The 22,385-nt window shown below is 72.1% G+C and carries 18 protein-coding genes and 1 pseudogene; 11 read left to right on the forward strand and 8 right to left on the reverse strand.

Annotated elements, in window-relative coordinates; translation table 11 throughout:
• Window positions 1–285 precede the first annotated feature (285 nt).
• A complete protein-coding gene (locus ACFYO5_RS13410; protein WP_388708006.1) occupies window positions 286–1,437 on the forward strand; it encodes a tryptophan dimethylallyltransferase family protein in 1,152 nt (383 codons plus the stop codon).
• A 306-nt stretch (window positions 1,438–1,743) separates the two neighbouring features.
• Here the strand turns inward: ACFYO5_RS13410 and ACFYO5_RS13415 are convergent, their stop codons facing one another.
• Window positions 1,744–3,033, reverse strand: a complete 1,290-nt coding sequence (locus ACFYO5_RS13415; RefSeq protein WP_388709215.1) for a flavin-containing monooxygenase — start codon at window positions 3,031–3,033, stop codon at window positions 1,744–1,746.
• A gap of 727 nt (window positions 3,034–3,760) precedes the next feature.
• Here ACFYO5_RS13415 and ACFYO5_RS13420 point away from each other — a divergent pair.
• Entirely contained in the window at window positions 3,761–4,189 is a 429-nt protein-coding gene (locus ACFYO5_RS13420) for a VOC family protein (protein ID WP_388708009.1), read from the forward strand.
• Between the two features lie 240 nt (window positions 4,190–4,429).
• Here ACFYO5_RS13420 and ACFYO5_RS13425 read toward each other — a convergent pair.
• The 4 genes and pseudogenes from ACFYO5_RS13425 to ACFYO5_RS13440 all read right to left on the reverse strand — a co-directional run bounded on the left by ACFYO5_RS13425 (window position 4,430) and on the right by ACFYO5_RS13440 (window position 7,071).
• Window positions 4,430–4,763, reverse strand: a pseudogene (locus ACFYO5_RS13425) (DUF1330 domain-containing protein).
• A gap of 32 nt (window positions 4,764–4,795) precedes the next feature.
• Window positions 4,796–6,223, reverse strand: a complete 1,428-nt coding sequence (locus ACFYO5_RS13430; protein WP_388708012.1) for an MFS transporter — start codon at window positions 6,221–6,223, stop codon at window positions 4,796–4,798.
• Window positions 6,220–6,582 (reverse strand): MarR family winged helix-turn-helix transcriptional regulator, encoded by a 363-nt coding sequence (locus tag ACFYO5_RS13435; RefSeq protein WP_388709217.1) that lies wholly within the window; start codon window positions 6,580–6,582, stop codon window positions 6,220–6,222. Before ACFYO5_RS13435 ends, ACFYO5_RS13430 begins: the two co-directional genes overlap by 4 nt.
• Window positions 6,583–6,702: 120 nt before the next feature.
• Window positions 6,703–7,071 carry a hypothetical protein gene (locus ACFYO5_RS13440; RefSeq protein ID WP_388708014.1) on the reverse strand — a complete coding sequence of 123 codons (369 nt, stop codon included), beginning with the start codon at window positions 7,069–7,071 and terminating at the stop codon, window positions 6,703–6,705.
• Window positions 7,072–7,206: 135 nt separating this feature from the next.
• Between ACFYO5_RS13440 and ACFYO5_RS13445 the strand changes: the two genes are divergently transcribed.
• Window positions 7,207–7,974: a dienelactone hydrolase family protein gene (locus ACFYO5_RS13445; RefSeq protein ID WP_388708017.1), complete on the forward strand. Its 768-nt coding sequence runs from the start codon at window positions 7,207–7,209 to the stop codon at window positions 7,972–7,974.
• 38 nt (window positions 7,975–8,012) lie between these two features.
• Here ACFYO5_RS13445 and ACFYO5_RS13450 read toward each other — a convergent pair whose 3' ends face one another.
• Window positions 8,013–8,846: a hypothetical protein gene (locus tag ACFYO5_RS13450; RefSeq protein ID WP_388709219.1), complete on the reverse strand. Its 834-nt coding sequence runs from the start codon at window positions 8,844–8,846 to the stop codon at window positions 8,013–8,015.
• Between the two features lie 711 nt (window positions 8,847–9,557).
• Here ACFYO5_RS13450 and ACFYO5_RS13455 point away from each other — a divergent pair.
• The 6 genes from ACFYO5_RS13455 to ACFYO5_RS13480 all read left to right on the forward strand — a co-directional run bounded on the left by ACFYO5_RS13455 (window position 9,558) and on the right by ACFYO5_RS13480 (window position 17,842).
• The gene (locus tag ACFYO5_RS13455) at window positions 9,558–10,244 is read left to right on the forward strand and encodes a DNA polymerase beta superfamily protein (RefSeq protein ID WP_388708020.1); all 687 of its coding nucleotides are present in this window, start codon (window positions 9,558–9,560) and stop codon (window positions 10,242–10,244) included.
• Between the two features lie 379 nt (window positions 10,245–10,623).
• Complete coding sequence (fusA, locus tag ACFYO5_RS13460) at window positions 10,624–12,669, forward strand: elongation factor G (RefSeq protein WP_388708022.1); 2,046 nt, start codon at window positions 10,624–10,626, stop codon at window positions 12,667–12,669.
• A gap of 602 nt (window positions 12,670–13,271) precedes the next feature.
• Entirely contained in the window at window positions 13,272–14,591 is a 1,320-nt protein-coding gene (locus ACFYO5_RS13465; RefSeq protein WP_388708025.1) for an ABC transporter substrate-binding protein, read from the forward strand.
• A 5-nt stretch (window positions 14,592–14,596) separates the two neighbouring features.
• Entirely contained in the window at window positions 14,597–15,586 is a 990-nt protein-coding gene (locus tag ACFYO5_RS13470; RefSeq protein ID WP_388708028.1) for a carbohydrate ABC transporter permease, read from the forward strand.
• Between the two features lie 28 nt (window positions 15,587–15,614).
• Window positions 15,615–16,454, forward strand: a complete 840-nt coding sequence (locus ACFYO5_RS13475) for a carbohydrate ABC transporter permease (RefSeq protein WP_388709221.1) — start codon at window positions 15,615–15,617, stop codon at window positions 16,452–16,454.
• A 29-nt stretch (window positions 16,455–16,483) separates the two neighbouring features.
• Window positions 16,484–17,842 (forward strand): GH1 family beta-glucosidase, encoded by a 1,359-nt coding sequence (locus ACFYO5_RS13480; protein WP_388708031.1) that lies wholly within the window; start codon window positions 16,484–16,486, stop codon window positions 17,840–17,842.
• 176 nt (window positions 17,843–18,018) lie between these two features.
• Here ACFYO5_RS13480 and ACFYO5_RS13485 read toward each other — a convergent pair whose 3' ends face one another.
• Window positions 18,019–19,116, reverse strand: a complete 1,098-nt coding sequence (locus ACFYO5_RS13485; RefSeq protein WP_388708034.1) for a hypothetical protein — start codon at window positions 19,114–19,116, stop codon at window positions 18,019–18,021.
• 137 nt (window positions 19,117–19,253) lie between these two features.
• Between ACFYO5_RS13485 and ACFYO5_RS13490 the strand changes: the two genes are divergently transcribed.
• Entirely contained in the window at window positions 19,254–19,940 is a 687-nt protein-coding gene (locus ACFYO5_RS13490) for a hypothetical protein (protein WP_388708037.1), read from the forward strand.
• A gap of 312 nt (window positions 19,941–20,252) precedes the next feature.
• Window positions 20,253–20,792, forward strand: coding sequence for a hypothetical protein (locus ACFYO5_RS13495; RefSeq protein WP_388708040.1), 540 nt, complete (start codon window positions 20,253–20,255; stop codon window positions 20,790–20,792).
• A gap of 703 nt (window positions 20,793–21,495) precedes the next feature.
• Here the strand turns inward: ACFYO5_RS13495 and ACFYO5_RS13500 are convergent.
• Window positions 21,496–22,338: a CDP-alcohol phosphatidyltransferase family protein gene (locus ACFYO5_RS13500; RefSeq protein ID WP_388708043.1), complete on the reverse strand. Its 843-nt coding sequence runs from the start codon at window positions 22,336–22,338 to the stop codon at window positions 21,496–21,498.
• Window positions 22,339–22,385: the final 47 nt, after the last annotated feature.

Genomic DNA, 22,385 nt, shown 5'->3' on the forward strand with positions numbered 1-22,385 from the left:
CCCCCACAGCATGAAGTTTCGACGGCGGGGGTAGTGAGCAACGCGGTATGCGTGTTGCTCACGAGAAGAAGGAGGTGTCGTGGACCTCGTTTCCACCGGCGCCGCTGTCCCCCGACACCGCGCCCGACGGCTCCAGCCAGGACCGCACATAACCGGGGGGCGATCGAGCGCCCCCTCCGCCGACGCTCCCGGCACGGCGCCACTGCTGCACAGACGGCAAGACACGATACCCGCCCCACCGGGCGGGTATCTTCTTGCCCGCCCCCGCACGGCGGGGGAGGCCCGGTGACGCGCACGCGCACCGACCGCCGCAGTGGGCGGGACACCCCGACCCTGGGCGCGCTGACCGTAGGCCAGTTGTTGCGGTTGTGCCAGGTCGCGGGGCTGGACCGCACCGACGCGGAGGCGTACGCCGGCGTACTCGTCGAGGCGCTCGGGGCCGCGGCGGGACGGCCCCTCGACCTGCCGCCGCCCTCCCGGACCTTCCTCTCCGACGACCACACGCCGGTCGAGTTCTCGCTGTCCTTCCTGCCCGGCGGAGCGCCCTCGCTGCGCGTGCTGCTGGAACCCGGGTGCGCGGCAGGCAGCCTGAAACGCAACGGGCGCGCCGGACTGCGGGTGATCCGCGAGCTGGCACAGCGCTGGAGGTTCGCCACCGACCCGCTCGACGAGGTGGAGGACCTGTTCTTCCCGGCCAACCCTCAGGGATCCTTCGCCCTCTGGTGCGCGCTCGAACTCGGCCCCGGCGGCATACCCAGGCTGAAGGTGTACCTCAACCCCAACGCCTCCGGCGAGGAACGAGCCGCCGAGATCGTGCGCAAGGCCCTGCGCAGGCTCGGACACCGCAAGGTCCTCGCCACCCTGCCCCCGGCCGACGGGTATCCGTTCCTCGCCCTGGACCTCGGCGCATGGGAGGCGCCCCGGGTGAAGGTGTACGTCCGGCACGACGGCCTCGCCGCCGAGGAGGCGCCCAGCCTCTCCCGGATGGACCCCGGGCCGGGCCGGGCGGAGGTCGAGGAGTTCGTCCGCACCGCGGCCGGCTTCGGCGGCGACGCCTTCGGACAGGGCCTCGGTCACGAGGCTCGGCTCACCGGCCGGCCCGCCCTGACCTGCCACGCCTTCACCGAGGCGGGAACCGGCCCCACCGGCTTCACCCTGCACATCCCGGTCAGGGAGTACGCGCGGCACGACGGGGAGGCCCTGGCCCGGGCCACGACCCTGCTCGGCCGCTACGGCATGGACACCGCCGCGCTGTGGCGGGCCCTGCCGGCCGTCACCTCGCGCCGCCCGGAGGACGGTGTGGGACTCATCGCCTACCTGGCGCTGGCCCACCAGCACGGCCGCCCCCCGAGGGTGACCGCGTACCTCTCCTCGGAGGCCTACCGGGTCCGCCCGCCGGTCGCCTTCCCGCCCACCCTGGCCACGGCCGGCCGGTAGGACGCCGACGAACACAGCCACAGGCAGGGCCTCAGGGATCTGGGGGGAGCCGTACGCCGATGGAGTCGGACCGCTCCCCTCGCGCCGCGGCGGGACCCGCGGCGGTTCCCCCGACGGCCCGCCGCGGACCGCGAGCCGCCCGGTCCGCCCCCGCGGCGGCACGACGAAGGGCCCGGTACGACGAAGGGTCCGGCAGGGTCAAGGGTCCGGCAGGGGCAAGGGTCCGGTACGACGAAGGGTCCGGCCCGGCGCCGGGACCCCGGTCCGTACCGAACAGCCCTTGCGCGCGGGCAGGTACGGGACCTGTCACGGCTCGCCGCGCAGCTCCTCCAGGTACGGTGCCACGTTCACCTGGATCGACGCGCCCTCCGTCTGCCCGTACTGACCGGCGATGCCGTTCAGGTACGCGGAGATCTCCTTGCGCATGACCTCCGCCTCCGGCAGGACCGCCTCACCCGTGATGATGTCCGCGATCCACCGCGACTGGGCCTCCACGAGCCGGGTGATGGAACCGAGCGGACGGACCAGGCCGACGAAGTACAGCCCCGGATGGCCGGGGGCGACGACGCGCTTGTACAGCTCGACCGAACCCCGCGGACCGACCGGACAGCCGGCCGGCAGGAACGGGAAGGCCATGCGGTAGCCGGTGCAGTACACGATCGCGTCCGCCCGCACGGACGTGCCGTCGGTGAAGGTCACCAGGTCGCCGTCGACGACGTCGATCGCGGGCCTGGGTGTGACCGCGCCGTGCCGGATGCGGCTGAGGATCTCGTCCGAGATGGTGACGGCCGAGGCGAAGACCGGATGGTCCGGCTCGGGCAGGCCGTAGTCCCCGATCCTGCCGCGGACGACGAGCAGCGCCTGTTCGACGAAACGCCGCTGCTCGGCCAGGGACATGCTCGTCCACCACGGCGCGTCGGCGATCTCGTCGAGGGACATCCCGAAAAGCTGCTTGGGCAGGATGTGCAGTCCCCGGCGCACCGAGAGGACGGTCTGCGCGGCGTGCCGGGAGAGGTCCGCGGCGATGTCCACCGCCGAGGCGCCCAGCCCCACGACGACGACGCGCCGCCCCGCGTAATCGGCGCCGTCACGGTAGTCCACCGCGTGCAGGATCGTTCCTGTGAACGTCTCGGAGCCGGGGGGCAGGGCCGGCATGCTGGGTTCGGTGTTGTGCCCGGACGCGACGATCACGTGCGTGAAGCTCCGGGACGCGCGCACGCCCTCGGCGTCCCGGCTGACGACCGTCCACGTGCCGTCGGGCTCCGGCCGTACCGACTCCACGGCCGTCTCCAGCTCGATGTGGTCCACCACCCCGGCCCACTCGGCGAACGAGCGCAGATAGGAGGCGACTTCACTGTGCCGGGGGTAGAGCGGGTAGGAGGCCGGCATCGGGTGGTCGGCATAACCCGTCAGCTGCTTGGCGGTGTTGAGGTGCAGCGACAGATAGCCCGGACCGCGTTCGCCGGCCTGCACCCGCCGCCAGATACCGCCCACGTCCGGCGCCTGCTCCAGGCAGCGGAAGTCGATGCCCGCCGACCTCAGGGCATGGGCTGTCGCCAGTCCCGACAAACCCGCACCGATCAGACACACCCTCACGGATTCCCCCACAGAAGAGACACCATCCTTTCGCGCCGGGCAGTGACTGCCCATCCGGCACACGTCCCACTCTTCTCCCACCAGCGACAAGGATCACAGGCGTGCCTCGGGTGGCCGGTCGGCACGCAGAGAACGCGGAGACCGGCCGGGCGGGGAGGCGGGGCGGGAGACGCTTCGAGCGAGGTCGCCAGAGGTCCGCTCGAGACGTGGCCGACCGGTTCGTCCGGTGGATCGCCGGCCTTCGTGACGAACGCCGAGCGGGCGATGGTGACACCCCACGACCGACGGCCCGGCGCGCGTCCGTCGGCCAAGAGCCCGTGCCGACAACGTGTCCGACGAACCCCAGCGCCTCATCGATGGCCACGGTGGACAGTGTCCTGTCGACGTCCAGATGAGAAGGGCGGCGAGGCGCGGTACGGCTCAGGGCGCGGCGCAGGGCGCGTATCGAGTGGTGATCGGCAGAGCCGTGACGAAGCGCTGTGGCGCAACGGCGGCTCGATCCGCGGCCGGGCACGGCCAAGAACGATGTTGCCGCCGCCTGTGACGGTCACTAAGGTCGATCGGGTGACTGCCGGGTCGGCCATGGGCCACGCACGAGTGGGGTTCCCGGCCTCGGCGTGAGCACGAGGCGGGCAAGAGCCCCGCCCCCTTCTCCGCGTCTTAGCTCCCGGCGCCCGCACACGGGCGCCCATTCCAGCGGATCCCAAGACCGGAGACCCACCCACTGATGTCCTATGAGCAGCAGTACCTCCATGAATCCGAGCGGCCGGCGGCCGGCGTCCAGCTGAACCACACCGCCGTCTACGCGAGCGACCGGCATCTGTCCGCCGAGTTCCTCGCCGCGGTCCTGGGCTTGAAGGTCGGCGCCCCGTTCGGACCGTTCCTGCCCGTCGACCTCGGCAACGGCGTGACGCTCGACTACTACGAGAAGAGGGACGAGCCGATCCAGTCGCAGCACTACGCCTTCCTCGTCCCTGACGAGCAGTTCGACGCCGTGGTCACCCGTCTGGAGGCGGTCGGGGTCACCTACTACGCCGACCCCGGCCACACCGAACCCGGCCGGATCAACCGCCTGTTCGGTGGCCGCGGCGCCTACTTCGACGACCCGGACGGTCACAACATGGAGGTCATGACCCGGCCCTATGTCCGCCCTTAGGGTGGGACAGGGCTGTGTTCAAGGGGTGCCTCGGGTGAGGTCCCCTCCGTAGACGTGATTGAGCCCTGAAGGCCTGGGCTGTGTACGTCAGTTGCCGTTGAGGCCCCACGCGTCGAGTCCGCCGTAGGCAGGGGGTCTCCAGGCAGTGGAGGGGGGGCGGCGAAGCCGACTGCCTCGCCGCGGTGGACGGCGACGAGCGAATCGTTCCGCTGCTTCGGTGGAGATCCGACCGGACCTCGGTCAGTCGATGCCTTCGACGATGCGGAAGTCGCGCTCGACGCCGTCGGAGAGGGCGACCAGCGCCTCCTGGTAGGCCACATCTCGTGCGCCGCGACGGCCTGCTCGAAGGTGTCGAACTCGATCAGGACGCCGCGTTCGGCGATTCCGGCGTCATGCGCCACGACCCGACCGCCACGGACGAGGACCCGACCGCCACGGACGAGGACCCGACCGCCACGGACGAGGACCCGACCGCCACGGCCTTGACGGCCGGGGCGGCCGGCTTGTTGTGAGCAGCCGGCTTCTCAGGGTCCGAAATGGTGCGGTAGACGCTGACCCGGTAGCCCTTGGGCATGGAACCTCCAGTGTGGGATGAGCGCATCCGACTTACGAGTTGGTCTCCGACGAGCGTCGGCGGGCGAGAGCGAGGCTTGTCAGCGTCGTGATGGCCATGGCGCCGATGCCGACCAGCGCCGCGGTGGTGTAGGCGCTGTCGTCGGGGAGGAGGTGGCCGGGGCCCGCGGCGAGGATCAGGCCGCCGACGGCGCTGCCCAGGGAGTACCCGACGCTGCGGACGACGTAGTTGAAGCTCATGGCGCTCGACGTCTCGCTCCTGGGGGTGACGGCCAGGATGACGCCGGGCATCGCGGCCGAGAAGCCGCCGACGCCGAAGCCGAGCACGCCCATCGCCGCGAACAGTTCGGCCAGGTCCGACCGCGCTGCCGCGAACAGGGCGAACCCGCCGCCGACCACGACGGCGCTGCCGGCCAGGAGCAGGGGGTCGGCGATCCGCGTCCGGACCCGCGGCGTGAGCTTGCCGGCGACGAACCCCAGCACCGAGAACGGGATGAGGACCAGCCCGGCGACGAAGGTCGTCAGCCCGAAGCCGTAGCCGGCGCCGTGCGGCGTCTGCGCGTACCGGGTGATGAGCGTGAGCAGGAGGTACATGCCGATCCCGCCGACGAACATGGCGAGGTTCGCCCCGGCGACCGCCGGGTGCCGCACCGCCCGCACATCGACCAGGGGCGTCGTGCTGCGCAGCTCGATGACGGCCCAGACGCAGAGCAGCACCATCGCGACGACGGCGAGGCCCGCCGCCACGGCGAGGTGCCGGCTCCACAGATTCCGTTCGCCGGCGAGGAACAGGATGAGGAACAGCGCAGCGGCCAGGACGACGGCGCCTGCCACGTCCACGTGGGCGGAGCGGCCTTCGGGGGCGTCGGGCATGGAGCGCCACGCGGTCAGGAGGGCGGCGGCGGTGACGACCAGGCCGAGGCCGTAGGCGGCCCGCACCCCGCCGAACTCGGCGAGCAGTGCGGCCAGCGGGTAGCCGACGCCGGCCCCGATGATCGAGACCACCGAGATCAGGGCGATCACGGCCGCGCTGCGCTCCTCGGGGAGGTGGTCCCGGGCCACGCCCATCATCAGCGCGGTCAGCCCGAGCCCGATGCCCTGGGCCGCCCTGCCGGCCAGCAGCCACGCGAACGGCAGCGGCAGCACGGTGAGCGCGCTGCCGGCGACGACGACCGCCAGCGTGGCGAGGATCGTGGCCCGCCGGTGCGGGCCGGCTCCGAGCCGGCCCAGGACCGGCGTGGCGACGGCGCCGCTGAGCAGCGCGGCGGTCAGTGTCCACTGCGCGCTGCCGAGCGAGACGTGGAACGAGGTCGCCACGCTGGTGATGAGCGGCGTCCCGAGGCTGGCGACGGCCGCCACGACCAGAGCGATGAACATCAGGGCGGGGACCAGCGGCCGAGCCTCGGGACGCGCCACCGGGAGAGCCTTCACCGTGGCCCCGCCGGCCGGCTGCCCGGTCACTGCTTCCGTCCTTCGCGGTCCTGGCTCTCGAGTTCTGCGAGATGCTTCAGCGCCGGAAGGGCCGCCACCAGCGCCTCGACCTCGTCACCGGTGAGTTCGCCGATCAACCGCTCGAACGCGTGGACGCCCGCCTGGCGTCGCGTCCGGACGTAGGAGGCGCCGGCCTCGGTCAGGCACACCAGCGTGACCCGCTTGTCGGACGCGTCGCCCTGCCGCTCGACCAGGCCGGACTCCTCCATCACCCGGACCAGGGCGGTCATCGCGGGCTGGGTGACGCCCTCGACCGCGGCCAGATCGGTGATGCGCCGCGGGCCGGTCCGGTCCAAGGTGGCCAGGGTGGCGGCGGACGTCAGGCTCATGTCCCGGGGCAGGCGTCTCGCGGCCCTGGTGGCCAGGCCGTAGAGGGCTGCCCCGATGGCGGCGGACGCGCCCGGAGCGGTGTCTTGACGACTCATGCTGGAAGCATAGCGCTTTTATATTCACTCTCTATGTAAATGGCCGACTGGTGCGGGAGGCTCGGCCCTTGAGCGGCCGGCCCGCCGGATCCGGGGTCGGTGCCAGGCCCGGCAGCCGGTCGGCGCCGTCGCCCCCGGCGAGCCGGTCGGGGAAGTCGGACAGCACGCTGTGGTGGGCGCCGGGGTCTTCGGGTTCCAGGCCGAGGCGTACGTGAAGTCGGTGCGGCAGCGCACCGCCTCGGCGGCCTGGCGGTCCGGCACGTTCAGCGCGTACGGCAGCACGCAGAGGGTGGCCGGCTGCGCGGGCGAGAGCCCGAGGCGGCCGTCGCGCGGGTACCGGGCGGTGAAGGCCTCGTCGCGGAACAGGCCGTAGAGGCGGTCGCGGATCCACATCGCCGGGTGCCGTGGGGGCGGGGTCCGCGGCGGCCCTTGTGGACCCTCGCCGTATGTCAGAGGGATACCCGCGCTGTTCTGCCAGCGGCAGAACACCGGCCGCACCGGGCTCGACGATCACTACAGTCCCGTCGCATGACGACGATCACGACGCGTACGGTCGAGTATCCGGCCGACGGTTTGACGATGATCGGGCACCTCGCGCTCCCGGCCGGTGTCGATCGCCGGCCCGCGGTGCTGCTCGGACCGGAGGGCATGGGGCTCAGCGACGTCGAGCGCCGCCGGGCCGATGCCCTCGCCGAGCTGGGATACGTGGCGTTCGCGTTCGACCTTCACGGCGGGCGCTACCTGGGCGACCCCGAGGAGATGCTGGCCCGTTGCCTGCCACTGCTCGCTGATCCGGACCGGATGCGAGGCATCGGCCATGCGGCGCTCGACGTGTTGCGCACCGAACCGCGGACCGACCCCGACCGGATCGCCGCCGTCGGCTACGGCACCGGGGGCGCCGTCGGGCTGGAACTCGGGCGCGGCGGCGTCGGCCTGCGCGCGATCGGGACAGTCAACGCACTGACCACGGGCCGACCGGGCGAGGCGGCGCGCATCCGCTGCCCGGTGTGGGCCGGAGTCGGGTCGGAGGACCCGATCATGCCGCCCGCGCAACGGAACGCGTTCACCGCTGAGATGCAGGCCGCGGGCGTCGACTGGCGCCTCACGGTCTACGGCGGCGCCTTGCACGCCTTCCATCACCCGCCGGTCGACCACCCCGTGGTCCCCGGCGTCGGCCACCACCCACGGCACGCCCAGCGAGCCTGGCGCGACGTCGTCGACCTGCTCGCCGAGTGCCTGCCCCTGACGGAGGATCAGGGGCCCGACCGAGGTGGGCATGCCGGTCCCGGGCACTGACCCCTTCAGGGGTGGCGAATCGGCTCGGTCGGGAGCGCTCAGTCGAGATCGCTCGGCGTCGGTGTCGGCGTACGGCCCGCCCGAACCTCCTTCAGCCGCTCGGTGCCCTGCTCCACGGCGGACTCGGTGGTGTCCTCGTCGGCGCCGTCCAGCCCGCCGTTGGTGATCGTGATCGCGTCGTCGCCGACCCGCACGACGGCGACGTCGAGGGTGAGCGTCACGGGGTCGCCGTTCGAGGTGCCCTTCACGGTGACGGTGAGGCCCTGCCGGGCGTCGCCCTCGTCGGGCAGCGAGGTCTCGACGACCTGGACGGTACGGTCGCCGCTGTCACCGCCGGTCAGGGTGAACTGGTCGCAGGTGTCGGGCAGCTTCTTCAGCCAGTCCATCGCCTTGTCGAGCGGGGCCTTCTGGTAGGCGGCGACCTGGTACAGCAGCCGGGAGTCACCCTCCTGGAAGCCGTTCAGCGCCGACGCCCCGGACGGAGTGCCGAGCAGGGTCTCGTCGTAGAGCGCGTCGATCAGCCGCTGGCAGTCGGCCGCCTCGGCCTTCCCGGTGAGGAACTGGGCCGTGTCCACCTGCCCGATGAGCAGCTTGTCGCGCCAGGTCTGCGGGTCCTTCACCTGCACCCAGTCGTCCTCGATGTCCGCCGCGGTGATCAGCGCGTTCCGGGCGCCGGTCGCCGAGAGGGTGGCGGCGGGTGACGGGGCGGCGCCGGACGACTCGCCGGTGCCGGCGGACGGCGAGGCGCCGACCGACGGGGTGGTGGCCCGTGCGGCGAGGGGCCGCTCGGCGGCGGCGGTCTCCGAGCCGGCCGCCGCCCCGTCGTCCCCGCTGGAGCAGGCCGCCGTGGCGAGCAGCGTCCCGGTGGCCATCGCGGCGGCCAGGACACGGGCCGGGCGGACCGCGCGGGCCCGACGGTCCGCCGCGCGAGGTACGGCCGTGACCGGTGCGGCCGTACGGGGCGTGGCCGGGTCCGGCGCGGCGGCGGTCCTCACCGTGCGGGACGGGCGGCCGGTCGGGCGTGGGGTGATCACGTTTGCCTCCTGAGGACGGGACGGGTTCCCGGCGCACCTGTGCCCGGGCGGCCCCCCTTGCCTCCACCGCACCACCGGCCCGCCCGCCCGACCAGCGCAGGAGGTCATACGGGTGAGCGTGTACGCCCGGCGGCGGGAGCGGATGGGGGGAGCGGCGAGGCACCCGGGCGGGCCGACGTCGCCCTTGCTCGGGGGCGTGGCGGCGTCAGGGCACGGGGATGCGACGGTGCTGCGCCCGAGCGGGCCTGCGTCGCCCTTGCTCGGGGCGCCGGGACGCGGGGGAGTGCGGGCGCGGCGGCGTGGCGGCGCGAGGAATCGGCGGTGTGCCGGGGGCGCATCCGAGCGGGTCCGCGCGCAGCCCTTGGTCGGGGTGCTGCTCGCCGCAGGGCAGCTCGTGGGTGCGGCCGTCCGACGGGGGCCGCACCCGGCCCCGCGCCGGAAGGGCGGGTGCGGGCCGGAAAACCCGAGGTGGCCGGGCCGGTCGCCGGGGCATCATGACGACTCCCGCCGCCTTCTCGCGGCGTCGGCCGATCAGCTCAGGGGGACTCCGTGACCGTCCAGAACATCCTGCTGTCCGGCGTGGTCGGCTCGACCGCCTACGGGCTCGCCCACGCCGGTTCCGACGTGGACCGGCTCGGCCTCTTCGCGGCGCCCACCGAGGAGTTGCACGGACTGCACCCGCCGAAGGAGTCCCATGTCGGCACGGCGCCCGACCGGACCCTGCACGAGGCCGCCAAATGGTGCCGGCTCGCACTCGGCGGCAACCCCACCGTCATGGAACTCGTGTGGCTTCCCGAGGAGTTGTACGAGGTGCGCACCCCTCTCGGTGACGAACTCGTCGGCATCCGTGCCACGTTCCTGAGCGCCCGGCGTGTCCGGGACGCCTACCTCGGTTACGCCTCCCAGCAGTTCCGCAGGCTGCTCGGCCGTGGCGACGGTTCCTTCTCCGCGGACACGCGCAAGCGGACCGCCAAGCACGCCCGGCACCTGAAGCGGCTGTGCGGGCAGGGCTACGAGCTGTACACCACGGGCACGTTGAGCATTCGCGTCGACGACCCGGAGAGCTTCCACCGGTTCGGCGAGCAGGTCGCGGACGACCCCGACACGGCCCTTCCGCTGCTGCGCCGGTACGAGGCGGCGTTCGACGAAGCGCGCAGCGTGCTGCCCGAACAGCCCGACGAGCGTGCCGCCGACGCGTGGCTGCGCAAGGTACGGCGGCACTTCTACGCGTCCTGACGATGCCGTCGAGCCGGCGTCTCGCCGGCCCGCGGAAAAGCACGTGCCACGCGCGCCCGTTCCTCCCTAGACTCACTTCACCGAGCGCCGCCCACCCACGGGGCCGCGCCACACCGCGACGAACGAGGGGAGCCGGCCATGCGCGACCACAGCGCTGCCACCGCTCCCCGTTCCCGCTACGAGGTGATCCTCGTGTCCTTGTTCCTCCGGTGCCCGCGGCGCGGCCGGCACCGGACGGTCTGACGAGACCCCGGCCCTCACGACAGAGCTGCCCCGGCGACTTCCCGCCGCGGTGGCCGCTCCGCCGTCCCGTTGGCCGACAATCCGTCAGAAATCGCGCTGCCCTTTTCACGAGACACCCCTCGAAAGGCCATGGGCCGTGCGCGACAACCTCGACCGTCACCTCGCCTCCGTACGCAACCTGGGCATCCTCGCCCATGTCGACGCGGGCAAGACCACCGTCACGGAGCGGATCCTCTTCGCCACCGGGACCACGCACAAGCGCGGTGAGGTCCACGACGGTACGACCGTCACCGACTTCGACCCCCAGGAGCGCGACCGCGGGATCACCATCTTCGCCGCGGCCGTCAGCTGCGACTGGGACGGTCACCGCGTCAACCTGATCGACACCCCCGGACACGTCGACTTCGCCGACGAGGTGGAGCGTTCGCTGCGGGTGCTGGACGGGGCCGTCGCGGTGTTCGACGCCGTCGCGGGTGTCGAGCCGCAGAGCGAGTCCGTGTGGCGGCAGGCCGACCGGCACGGCGTGCCGAGGATCGCGTTCGTCAACAAGCTGGACCGGACGGGCGCCGACCTCGACACGGCCGTGGCGTCGATCCGGGAACGGCTGCACCCCGTCCCGCTCGTCGTCCAGCTTCCGATCGGCACGGAGGACGCTTTCACGGGCGTCGTCGACCTGCTGCGGATGCGGGCGCTGACCTGGGACGACGCTGGCGGGACGGCCGTGGAGGGGCCAGTGCCCGAGGAACTGCTGGAGGAGGCGCTGCGGCGCCGCCGACTGCTCGAGGAGGCGGTGGCGGAGCGGCATCCTGCCGCACTGGAGGAGTTCTGCGACCGGGAGACGGTCTCGGCCGCAACGCTCGCCGCGGCGCTGCGCGACCTGACCCGCACCCAGGACGGCGTGGTCGTGCTGTGCGGCTCGGCCTACCGCAACCGCGGGATCGAGCCGCTGCTCGACGCCGTGGTCGCCTATCTGCCGTCGCCACTGGACGTGCCGGCCGTATGCGGTATGCACGACGGTGTCGACGAGCGACGGCCGGCCGACCCCGCCGCGCCGTTCGCGGCCCTCGCGTTCAAGGTCAACGCCACACCCACCGGCAGGCTCACCTACCTGCGGGTGTACTCAGGGACGATCGGGAAGGGAGACGCGGTATGGGACGCGACCGCCGGCCGCGGCGAACGTGTCGGCCGGATCCTGCGCGTCCAGGCCGACCGGCACGCCCAGCTGGAACGCGCGGTCGCCGGGGACATCGTGGCCGTCATCGGGCTGAAGGCCGCCCGCCCGGGTTCGACCCTGTGTGCGCCGGACGCCCCGCTGGTCCTCGAACCCCCCGGGGTCGCCGATCCCGTCGTCGCGGTCGCGGTCGAGCCGCGCCGCGGGACCGACGCCGACCGGCTGGCCTCAGCCCTCGCCCGGCTGGCGGAGGAGGACCCGTCGCTCACGGTGCGGACCGACGCCGAGACCGGACAGACCGTGCTGTCGGGGATGGGCGAGCTGCACCTGGAGGTGGCGGTGGAGAAGATCCGCCTCGCCCTCGGGCTGGAGGTCAACGTCGGGCGGCCGCGTGTCACCTACCGGGAGACGGTGGGCCGAGGCGTGTCCCAACTGGTCTTCCGGCACGTCAAACAGGACGGCGGCGCCGGCCAGTTCGCGCATGTCGTGCTCGATGTCGAGCCGTTGGAGGACGGGTTCGACTTCCGGTCCGCCGTGGTCGGCGGGCGGGTTCCGCAGGAGTACGTCCGTGCCGTCGAGGCGGGCTGCCGCGACGCGCTCGCGGAGGGCCCCCTTGGCGGGCACGCGGTGACCGGCCTGCGGGTCACGCTGACCGACGGGTCGACGCATGTGAAGGACTCCTCCGAGACGGCCTTCCGCACGGCGGGCCGGCTCGGCCTGCGCGAGGCCCTGCGGGCCTGCGCGATGGTGTTGCTGGAACCGGTGGTGGACGTCACGGTCACCGTGCCCGAGGACGCCGTGGGCGGAGTCCTCGGTGACCTGGCCGCCCGGCGCGGCCGGGTGACCGGCTCCGAGGTCCGCGGCGGCGCGGCCGTGGTGACCGCGACCGTGCCGCTCGCGGAACTGTTCGGCTACGCCACCCGGCTGCGCAGCCGCACCCAGGGCCGCGGCACCTTCACGGCCCGACCGACGGGGTACGCCCCGGCACCGGCGCCGGCGGCGACACCGTAGGACCCGTACGCCCCGGAGGGACCACCCCTCCGGGGCGTAGCGGCGAACGCGGGAATCGGCGAGGGCGAGGGTCTCGGACGGGGCGGCGAAGGCATCGGCAAGGTGACGATGGCTCCGGCTCCGGGGAGGCGGCGGCCGGAGCACTGCCCCACCGAAGCCTCGGCCGGAGACCGCCGAAGCGGGGGCGGCCAAGACGCGGCCGAAGCGGGGGTCGGAGCACCACCGAAGCGCCGGCCAAGGCGACGGTCCAGCGGGGGTCGGCTCACCGCCGAAGCCTCGGCCAGAGCACCGGCAAAGCGTCGGCCAGAACACCGCCGAAGCGGCGTCGGCAAGGCGCTGGCACAACGGGGGTCGGAGCACTGTCGCAGCCTCGGCCAGAGCACCGGCAAAGCGTCGGCCAGAGCACCGGCAAAACGTCGGCCAGGGCACCGCCGAAGCGGCGGCCGAACCACCGCCGAAGCAGCGGCCGAACCACCGGTGGGAGTGGCGACGAAAGCCGCACCGAGTTGCACAACCCTCGTCGAAACTCTTGACGCGGCCCGCTTCCGAGGTTTAACTCACGTCCTAAATTAAGTCCTGATGAGAGACCCGGGAGTCGATCCATGCGCACCATCCGAGCCGCGGCCGCAGGCGCCGTCGTGATGTCACTCGCCCTGGCCGTGACGGCCTGCGGCGGCGGTTCGTCGACGGACGGGAGCGGGTCCGACGACTCGCCCAAGGAACTGACGTACTGGGCCTCCAACCAGGGCGCCAGCATAGAGATCGACAAGAAGGTCCTCCGGCCGGAGCTGGACAAGTTCGAGAAGGAGACCGGGATCAAGGTGAAGCTGGAGGTCGTGCCCTGGTCCGACCTGCTCAACCGGATCCTCACCGCCACCACGTCCGGGCAGGGCCCCGACGTCCTGAACATCGGCAACACCTGGTCGGCCTCGCTCCAGGCGACCGGCGGGCTGCTGCCCTGGGACGACGCCAACTTCGCCAAGATCGGCGGCAGGGACCGCTTCGTGGAATCGGCGCTCGGCTCGACGGGCACGCAGGGCAAGGCCCCCGCGGCCGTACCGCTGTACTCGATGGCGTACGCGCTCTACTACAACAAGCAGCTCCTCGCCGACGCGGGCATCTCCCAGCCCCCGGCGACCTGGGACCAGTTGGCCGCCGACGGCAAGAAGATCCAGGCGAAGGGCAAGCAGGTCCTGGGCGCCGAGGGCGCGAACGTCTCGGAGAACGTCCACCACGTCTTCACCTTCGCCAAGCAGCACGGCGCGGACTTCTTCACCACCGAGGGCAAGCCCGACTTCACCTCCGACGGCGCGGTGAGCGCGGTCAAGCAGTACGTCGACCTGATGGCGAAGGACAAGGCGATCCCGCAGGGCAACGCCGAATACGGGCAGAACCAGTCCGTCAGCGACTTCGCCAAGGGCAAAACCGCCTTCCTGCTGTGGCAGTCGGCCTCCGCCAACCTGAAGTCGCAGGGCATGGACGAGGACCAGTACGGCATCGCGCCCGTGCCCGTGCGGTCCGGCACCCCCGGCGCCGGCACCCAGGTCAACTCGATGGTCGCCGGCATCAACCTGGCCGTCTTCAAGAACACCGACAACCTCGACGGCGCCACCAAGTTCGTGAAGTTCATGACGAGCGACGAGGAGCAGAAGATCCTCAACAAGGCCTACAGCTCCATCCCGCCGGTCGCCTCGGCGCAGGCGGACCCCGCCTTCAACACCCCCGCCAACGCCGTCCTGAAGGACACCCTCGCCAAGAGCGCCGCCGCGCTGCCGCAGGTCCCCGACGAGTCGCAGTTCGAGACGGCCGTCGGTACGGCCGTGAAGGAGCTGTTCGCCGACGCGGCCGCCGGACGGGCGGTGACCACCGAGTCGGTGAAGGCCCGCCTGGAGAAGGCCCAGCAGCAGATGCCGACGAAGTGAGCGTGATGACGACCACGGTCACCGAGCAGGCCACCGTGCGCAAGAAGTCCCCCGGAGCGGCGGACGGCCCCCGCCGCCGCCCCGGCCGGATCCGGCGCATCGGACTGCCCTACCTGCTGCTTCTGCCCGCCCTGATCCTCGAACTCCTCGTCCACCTGGTGCCGATGGCCGTCGGCATCGTGATGAGCTTCAAGGAACTCACCCAGTTCTACATCCGTGACTGGGGCACCGCCCCCTGGGCCGGACTCGACAACTACTCGATGTCCGTGGACTTCGACGCCCCGGTCGGCGAGGCCCTGTTGCACTCGTTCCTCGTCACCGTCGCCTTCACCCTGCTGTCGGTGGGCCTGTGCTGGCTCATCGGCACGGCGGCGGCGATCTTCATGCAGGACACCTTCCGCGGCCGCGGACTGCTGCGGGCCCTGTTCCTGGTGCCGTACGCCCTGCCGGTCTACGCGGCCGTCATCACCTGGGTCTTCATGTTCCAGCACGACAACGGCCTGGTGAACCACGTCCTGCACGACCAGCTCCACCTCACCGACAAGCCGTCCTTCTGGCTGATCGGCGACAACAGCTTCTATGCCTTGCTCACCGTGTCGGTGTGGAAGGGCTGGCCGTTCGCCTTCCTCATCGTGATGGCGGGCCTGCAGAACATCCCGCGCGAGCTGTACGAGGCGGCCGCCCTGGACGGCGCCGGCGTGTGGCAGCAGATCCGCCGGATCACCCTGCCGTCGCTGAGCGCGGTGAACCAGGTCCTGGTCCTGGTGCTGTTCCTGTGGACGTTCAACGACTTCAACACGCCCTACGTCATGTTCGGCAAGGCCGCCCCGGAGGCCGCGGACCTCGTCTCGGTCCACATCTACCAGGCCTCGTTCGTCACCTGGAACTTCGGCGCCGGTTCCGCGATGTCGGTTCTGCTGCTGCTGTTCCTGCTCATCGTGACCGGCGTGTACCTGGCCGTCACCTCGCGCGGACGGAGGCCCGCCGATGCCTGACCTGCACCGGGCGCTGCCCGACTCGCCCATGGCGCCGCCGCGTTCGTTCCTGTGGGCGCGGCGCGTCTTCCTCACGCTGCTGGCCGGCTTCGTCCTGCTGCCCGTGTACGTGATGGTCTCCAGTTCCCTCAAGCCGCTCGCCGACGTCTCGGGCACGTTCCGCTGGCTGCCGAGCGACCTGACGATCAGGCCGTACATCGACATCTGGTCGACCGTCCCGCTCGCCCGCTACTTCGTGAACTCGCTCGTCGTGGCGGGCGCGGCGACGGTCTGCTCGGTGGTGATCGCGGTGTTCAGCGCCTACGCGGTGAGCCGCTACGACTTCCGCGGCAAACGCACGTTCACGGTCACCGTCCTGTCCACGCAGATGTTCCCCGGCATCCTCTTCCTCCTCCCGCTGTTCCTCCTCTACGTCAACATCGGCAACGCCACCGGCATCGCCCTGTTCGGCTCGCGCGGCGGGCTGATCCTGACGTATCTCACCTTCTCCCTGCCCTTCTCCATCTGGATGCTGATCGGATACTTCGACTCGGTGCCACGCGATCTGGACGAGGCGGCACTGGTGGACGGCTGCGGTCCGCTCGGGGCGCTGTTCAGGATCGTCGTGCCGGCCGCGATCCCCGGCATCGTCGCGGTCGCCGTCTACGCCTTCATGACGGCGTGGGGCGAGGTGCTGTTCGCCTCCGTCATGACCAACGACACCACCCGCACCCTCGCCGTCGGACTACAGGGCTACTCCACCCTCAACGACGTGTACTGGAACCAGATCATGGCCGCCTCGCTGGTCGTCAGCGTGCCCGTGGTGGCCGGCTTCCTCCTCCTCCAGCGCTACCTCGTGGCCGGCCTGACGGCGGGAGCGGTGAAGTGAGCAACCTCCGTGAATCCGAAAGGACCCCCGTGACCATCGACCTCGCCGCACTCCCGCACGACTTCCTGTGGGGCACGGCCACCTCGGCGTACCAGATCGAGGGAGCCGTGGCGGAGGACGGCCGTTCGCCGTCGATCTGGGACACGTTCTCGCACACCCCCGGAAAGATCGCCGGCGACGACCACGGCGACGTCGCCTGCGACCACTACCACCGCTGGCGCGAGGACATCGCCCTCATGCGCCGACTCGGCACCAACGCCTACCGGATGTCGATCGCCTGGCCGCGCGTGATGCCGGGCGGCGACGGCCCGGTCAACCCCAAGGGCCTCGCCTTCTACGACGAGTTGGTCGACACCCTGCTGGCCGCGGGCATCACCCCGTCCGTCACCCTCTACCACTGGGACCTGCCGCAGGTCCTCCAGGACCGCGGCGGCTGGCCCGAGCGCGACACCGCCGAGCACTTCGCCGCGTACGCGTCGGCGGTCGCCGGACGGCTCGGCGACCGGGTCTCCCACTGGACCACCCTCAACGAGCCCCTGTGCTCGGCCTGGATCGGCCACCTCGAAGGCACGATGGCCCCCGGCCTGACCGACCTGACGGCAGCCGTCCGCGCCTCCTACCACCTGCTCCTCGGCCACGGTCTCGCCGTACAGGCCATCCGGGCGGCGGCGCCCGGCGCCGAGGTGGGCATCGTCAACAACCTGTCCACCGTGCACCCCGCCAGCGACCGGGCCGAGGATCTCGCCGCGGCCCGCCGGGTGGACGGCCACACCAACCGCTGGTGGCTCGACCCGGTCCACGGCCGCGGCTTCCCGGCCGACATGCGCGAGGTCTACGGCGTAGAACTCTCCGAGCAGCCGGGCGACATGGAGACGATCGCCGCCCCCCTCGACTGGCTGGGCCTGAACTACTACTTCCCGGCGACCGTCACCGACGACCCCCAGGGGCCCGCCCCGTACGCCCGTTCCGTGCGCCGCCCCGGTGTGCCGCGCACCGGTATGGACTGGGAGGTCGACCCGAGCGGCATCGAGGCGCTGCTGCTGCGCCTGACCGACGAGTACGGCGCCCGGCGTCTGTACGTCACGGAGAACGGTTCCGCGTACCCGGACGTCGTCCGCCCCGACGGCACGATCGACGACCCCGAGCGCCAGGCGTACCTCTCCGGCCACCTCGCGGCCTGCGCCTCCGCCGCCCGCAAGGGGGCCCCGCTGGCCGGGTACTTCGCCTGGTCGCTGCTGGACAACTTCGAGTGGGCGTACGGCTACGACAAGCGGTTCGGGCTCGTCCACGTCGACTACCGCACCCAGGCCCGCACGATCAAGGGCACCGGACGCCACTACGCGGACATCATCCGCAGGCACCGGGAGGGGGTGGCGAGGGCGGCCTGACGCGCCGGCGGTGTGGTGAGGGTTCGGAGACGGGTGCGGGAGGCGCCGAGCAGGAACGGACGGTCGCCCCGGCGGCACGGTTTCCGGGCCCCGCCCCTCCGTCGTACGGAATCGGCGTCCTGCCGCCGTCGGGGGGACGGCCTCACCGGCGGTCGCTCCCCGCTCGGGCGGTCCGGTCAGAGGACCAGGTACAGGACCAGCACGAGCACGAGGACGACGAGGGCGACGACCGCCGCCACGGTCAGGGAGGCCTTCCGCCGGCCCTCCTCCGACAGCCGCCGCACGACGTCGAGCCGTCCGTCGGCACCCGGGAAGACGTAGAACTCCAGGTTGCCGGAGCCGGACGGCGTCGCCTTGACCACCGTGAGCCGCTGGATGGCGACCTGACGTTCCTTCTCCTCCTTCCGTGGGCGCAGGTGCGGTTCGAGGGCCTCGCGGTGGGCGGGGGAGAGGTCGTCGGGAAGCGGACCGTCGCCGAGCCGGTCCTCGTGCCAGCCGGCCGAGGCCAGCTCCGACGTCACCCGCCGGGGCCGCGGGACGGGCGGTCGCACCGTCTCGGTCTCCGAGGTCCACACGATCCGTCCCGCCGTCCAGGACGTGAGGTTGCCGTGCCCCTCACAGGTGGCGCACCGGACGGTGCCCGTACGCCCGCACGGCTTGCAGGCGATGCGCCCGCTCGCCTTGCACTTCCGGCACCTGACCTTCCCCCAGCCCCCGCATCTGGAGCACGCGCCGGCGGGTGTGTGACAGCCCTCGCAGGTCACCCGCTCGTCGGGCCGGCCGGGCCGACCGGGCCGCCCCGGCCCGGGCGGCCGGGGCGGGGTGCCGGGCAGGCCGCCGTGGTTGAGGTAGTGCGTGCACGAGGAGACGCCCTCGCACAGGGAGCACACCTCGGCGGGCTCGCACGGGCGGTACGTCATGCCGTCGCAGTCGGCGCATCGCCGCCGGCCGTTGCCGCAGTCGCAGGACCTGAGGTGCACCGAGCCGTTTCTGACCAGGTCGAGCGGCCGGTGGAGGGGCGTCTCGTGCGGGCCGAGCTTGTAGTGCTTCAGCACGTCGTAGACCGGACGCTGCGACAGATCGACGGTGCCCGGCAGGTGCCGAGTCTCCTGGGTGCGGTCTTCGACGCTGCGGGTGACGGTGCCCTCGAGCAGGTGCAGGCGGGTGAGGACGAAGTCCGTGGCCGACGGACCGGGACGCCCGTTCCTGCCCCGTGCCAGGAACGTGTCGAGCGCCGCACGCACCTCGTCGTCGGACGGATCGTCTGCTGCCACCGCGAACCCACCTCCCAAGTGGCACCCTCCCGCTCGCGATACAAGCCGGGCCGGTGCCGAGCGGCACCAGTGTGACGGGGCGGAGGCCGCCGCAGAAGAGGGCGACAGGGAGTGGCCGCGACGTCCGGGGCGCCAAGATGCTCGCCTACCATGTCGACGGACACGGTCCACTGCTGGTCTCTCTCCCGGGCGGGCCGGTGCGGGCCTCCTCCTACCCGGGGAGTCTCGGCCCTGCCGAGCCGACCGAGACAGGCCAGCACCATATGTCCGTCGACCAGGCTTCCTGGGAAGCCGCGGTGCGTCACCTGTACGAGGGCGCGTACCCGTACGACGCCACGGGCCCGCGTCGCCACGAGGACTGGGTCCTCGACGTCATGGCGCTGATGGCGCGGGTCCCGGACCCACGCGGTTGGGCCGGTCTCGACGACGCGGCTCAGGCCCCGGAGCGTGCGGCCTCACGTACGTATCCCTTCGTCGCCCATTCCCCGGAGCACATCGCGCCGCGTCTTCAGGAGATCGACCGTGCCGGCGCCGAGAATCTGCTCCTGGCCCTCACGGACGACGGGTGCACCCTGTCCAACCTGAGGCGCTTCGCGGAGAGCGAGGAGGAACTGCGGGAGATGGCACGCACGATCCTCGCGCGTTACGGGGGTGAGGCCGGCTATCACACCAACATCAACAGGCCGGGTCATGTGCGCGGCACGCTCGACTTCACGTCGTCGGGCTGGGCGTACAGCCCGCTCAGCGTCTACACGGAGGACTACGGCCTGATCGTCGTCTCCGACACCGAGGTGGGCATGTTCTGGAACTTCGCCGACTACTGACCCGTCGGAGCGCGGACCCTTGCCCCGTTCGTCGGAAGGATTCTCCCGTGCTGACCCGTTCCGCCTCCTACCCCGACCGGGAGACCGCCCATTGCCAAGTAGCGTGCTGTCACCCTCGCGGGTCGGTGCCGGCGGAGCGACCGCGCCGTGTCGGCGGGCCGAGACCCGGGATGCCCGCGCCAGGGGTTGGTCACACGTTCGGGTGAGGCTTCCTGGTGTGGGCACGGTGCGGACCGGCGGTCCGTTTGATCCGTCGACGAGCGCGTCCTGGTCGTGTTCGTCGCATTGATCGCGAACACCACGGGGGCACACATGACTCTGACCTTCCATCGCAACCCGGACGGCACGACCACCGGCCGGAACGAGGGGTCCGGTCTCACCGTGACCCACGCCGACGCGGAAGAGGTCAAGCGGCGGTTGTACGAGGACGCCGGGTGGGAGTACACGCCTCCGCCGCCTCCCGTTCCACCCGGTTGCCACCGGTTCTCCCTCCTGCACGAGGAGTTCGAGGCCGCCGGTTTCGGGGACGAGCGGTACGCGGACCTGCGGGCGCGTCCGCCGGAGGGGTGCCTACCGGTCGACCGGGGCTGCCTCGCCCTGGAATGCGAGCGGCCTGGGCGAACGCTCCTGGACGCGGTCGCGGGGACCGTCGCGGAGATCCGGCGCGAGTACGGGCTGGCGATGAACAGCCTGGGCGTCGAGAAACCGCAGGAGTGGCTCGGAGGCGACACGGACGGGCACCCGGCGAAGACTGTCGCGCAGCTCGTGCTGATGGCCGCTCATCGCGCCCGTCTGCTCGGCTATGGGCGCAGAGACCTGGTCCGGCTCATCGACGCGACGGGAATCGAGTAGCTGCCGAGGTGGCGGAGGAGACGGGAGGAGCGAAGGGGAGCGGGCGGGAGCGGGACCGGGCGGGGAGCCGGCCTGGGGTGCCGGTGATCTCTCGCACTGGTCCCCGACCCCGGCCACTGGTCACCCGGCACGAGCCCCCGGGTCCCGCCCACTGGCCAGAGAGCTGGCCTCGAACCGAGCAGCCCTACGAGGCAGGGAGCCGATACCAGCGGCCGGGAGGGGGGACCTGTGCGGGACGACCAGTGGCCCGTGCCTCGCGCCGGGCGACCGGCGGATCGGTCCCGTGCCTCGCGCCGGGCGACCGGCGGATCGGTCCCGTGCCTCGCGCCGGGCGACCGGCGGATCGGTCCCCTGCCTCGCGCCGGGCGACCGGCGGATCGGTCCCCTGCCTCGCGCCGGGCGACCGGCGAACCACCCCCCACACACACCCGCCCCGGACGCCCACCGCTGGAACCCGCTGCCAGCGACGCCGCCCCCGCACGCGACGAGGGCCCGGATCCGCCAGGTGGGCGGACCGGGCCCCTCGATGTCGTGTCACGCGGCCAGGGCCTCTCGTGCGGATCAGGCCGGGGTCGCGGGGTCGGCACCGCACCCCCGCCGCGTTGCCGTGGGTCTCCAGGGCTCCGCCCTGACTCCCTGCTCCGCCTTGCGATGCACGGCACGAGACCCTGCCCCCTGATCCGGGCCGATCCGAACGAAGACCCTAGTGTCCGGCCAGTTCCAGCCTCAGCTGGAGTTCCAGTTCGAGCCTCGTCCCCGTCGGCGCCGCCTTCGCCTTCACGTCCGCCTTCACATCCGTCCTCGTGCCCGGCTGCGCCTGCGCGCCTGCCGGTATCCGGGACTCCCGCCACAGCCACAGCACGTCCCGGCCGAACGACCACAGCAGGAGCGCCAGCGCCAGCAGGGCCACCCCGAAGTTTCCGGCGTGGGGGAGCAGGCCGGCGCCGGCGACGAGGAGGCAGATGCCCTGCATCGCGGCGACCGTCTTGCGGGCCGTGCTCGGGGGGAGGGGGGCGTTGAGCCACGGGGCCACGCGGGCCGCGGCGACGAAGGCGTAGCGCATCGCGCCGATCAGGAGGACCCAGGGGCCGAGGGCCGTGGAGACGTACACGCTGAGCACGAGGATCAGGAACGCGTCGACCTCCATGTCGAAACGTGCGCCCAGGGCCGTCGACGTGCCCGTGCGTCGTGCCACCTTGCCGTCCACGCCGTCCAGCAGCAGGGCCACGGCCGTCAGGCCGACCAGCAGGGACACCGGGGGCGCGCTCACGAAGGAGTCCGCCACCAGCGCCGTCACCCCGCCGACCAGGGTGGCCCGGCCGAGGGTGACCCGGTTCGCCGGGCCGAAGGTGCGCAGACCCGAGCGGTGCAGTGCCCGTGAGAGCACCGCCCAGGTGGCGACGGCGAAGACGAGGCCGGTCACCCAGCCCGCCGGGCCCATGCCGATCGCCGTGCCGAGCAGGGCCAGCACCAGGACCTGCACGCCCGCTCCCACAGCGGGCTCCTGCTGGACCAGCCTTGCGTCGTAAGTGTTGTTCAGGGCCACCGCACATCCTCCGGCCAGGTGACAGAGTCGATCAAGGCCGCGTACTG

The sequence above is a fragment of the Streptomyces sp. NPDC006259 genome (genome assembly GCF_042870975.1).
Classification (GTDB): Bacteria; Actinomycetota; Actinomycetes; order Streptomycetales; family Streptomycetaceae; genus Streptomyces.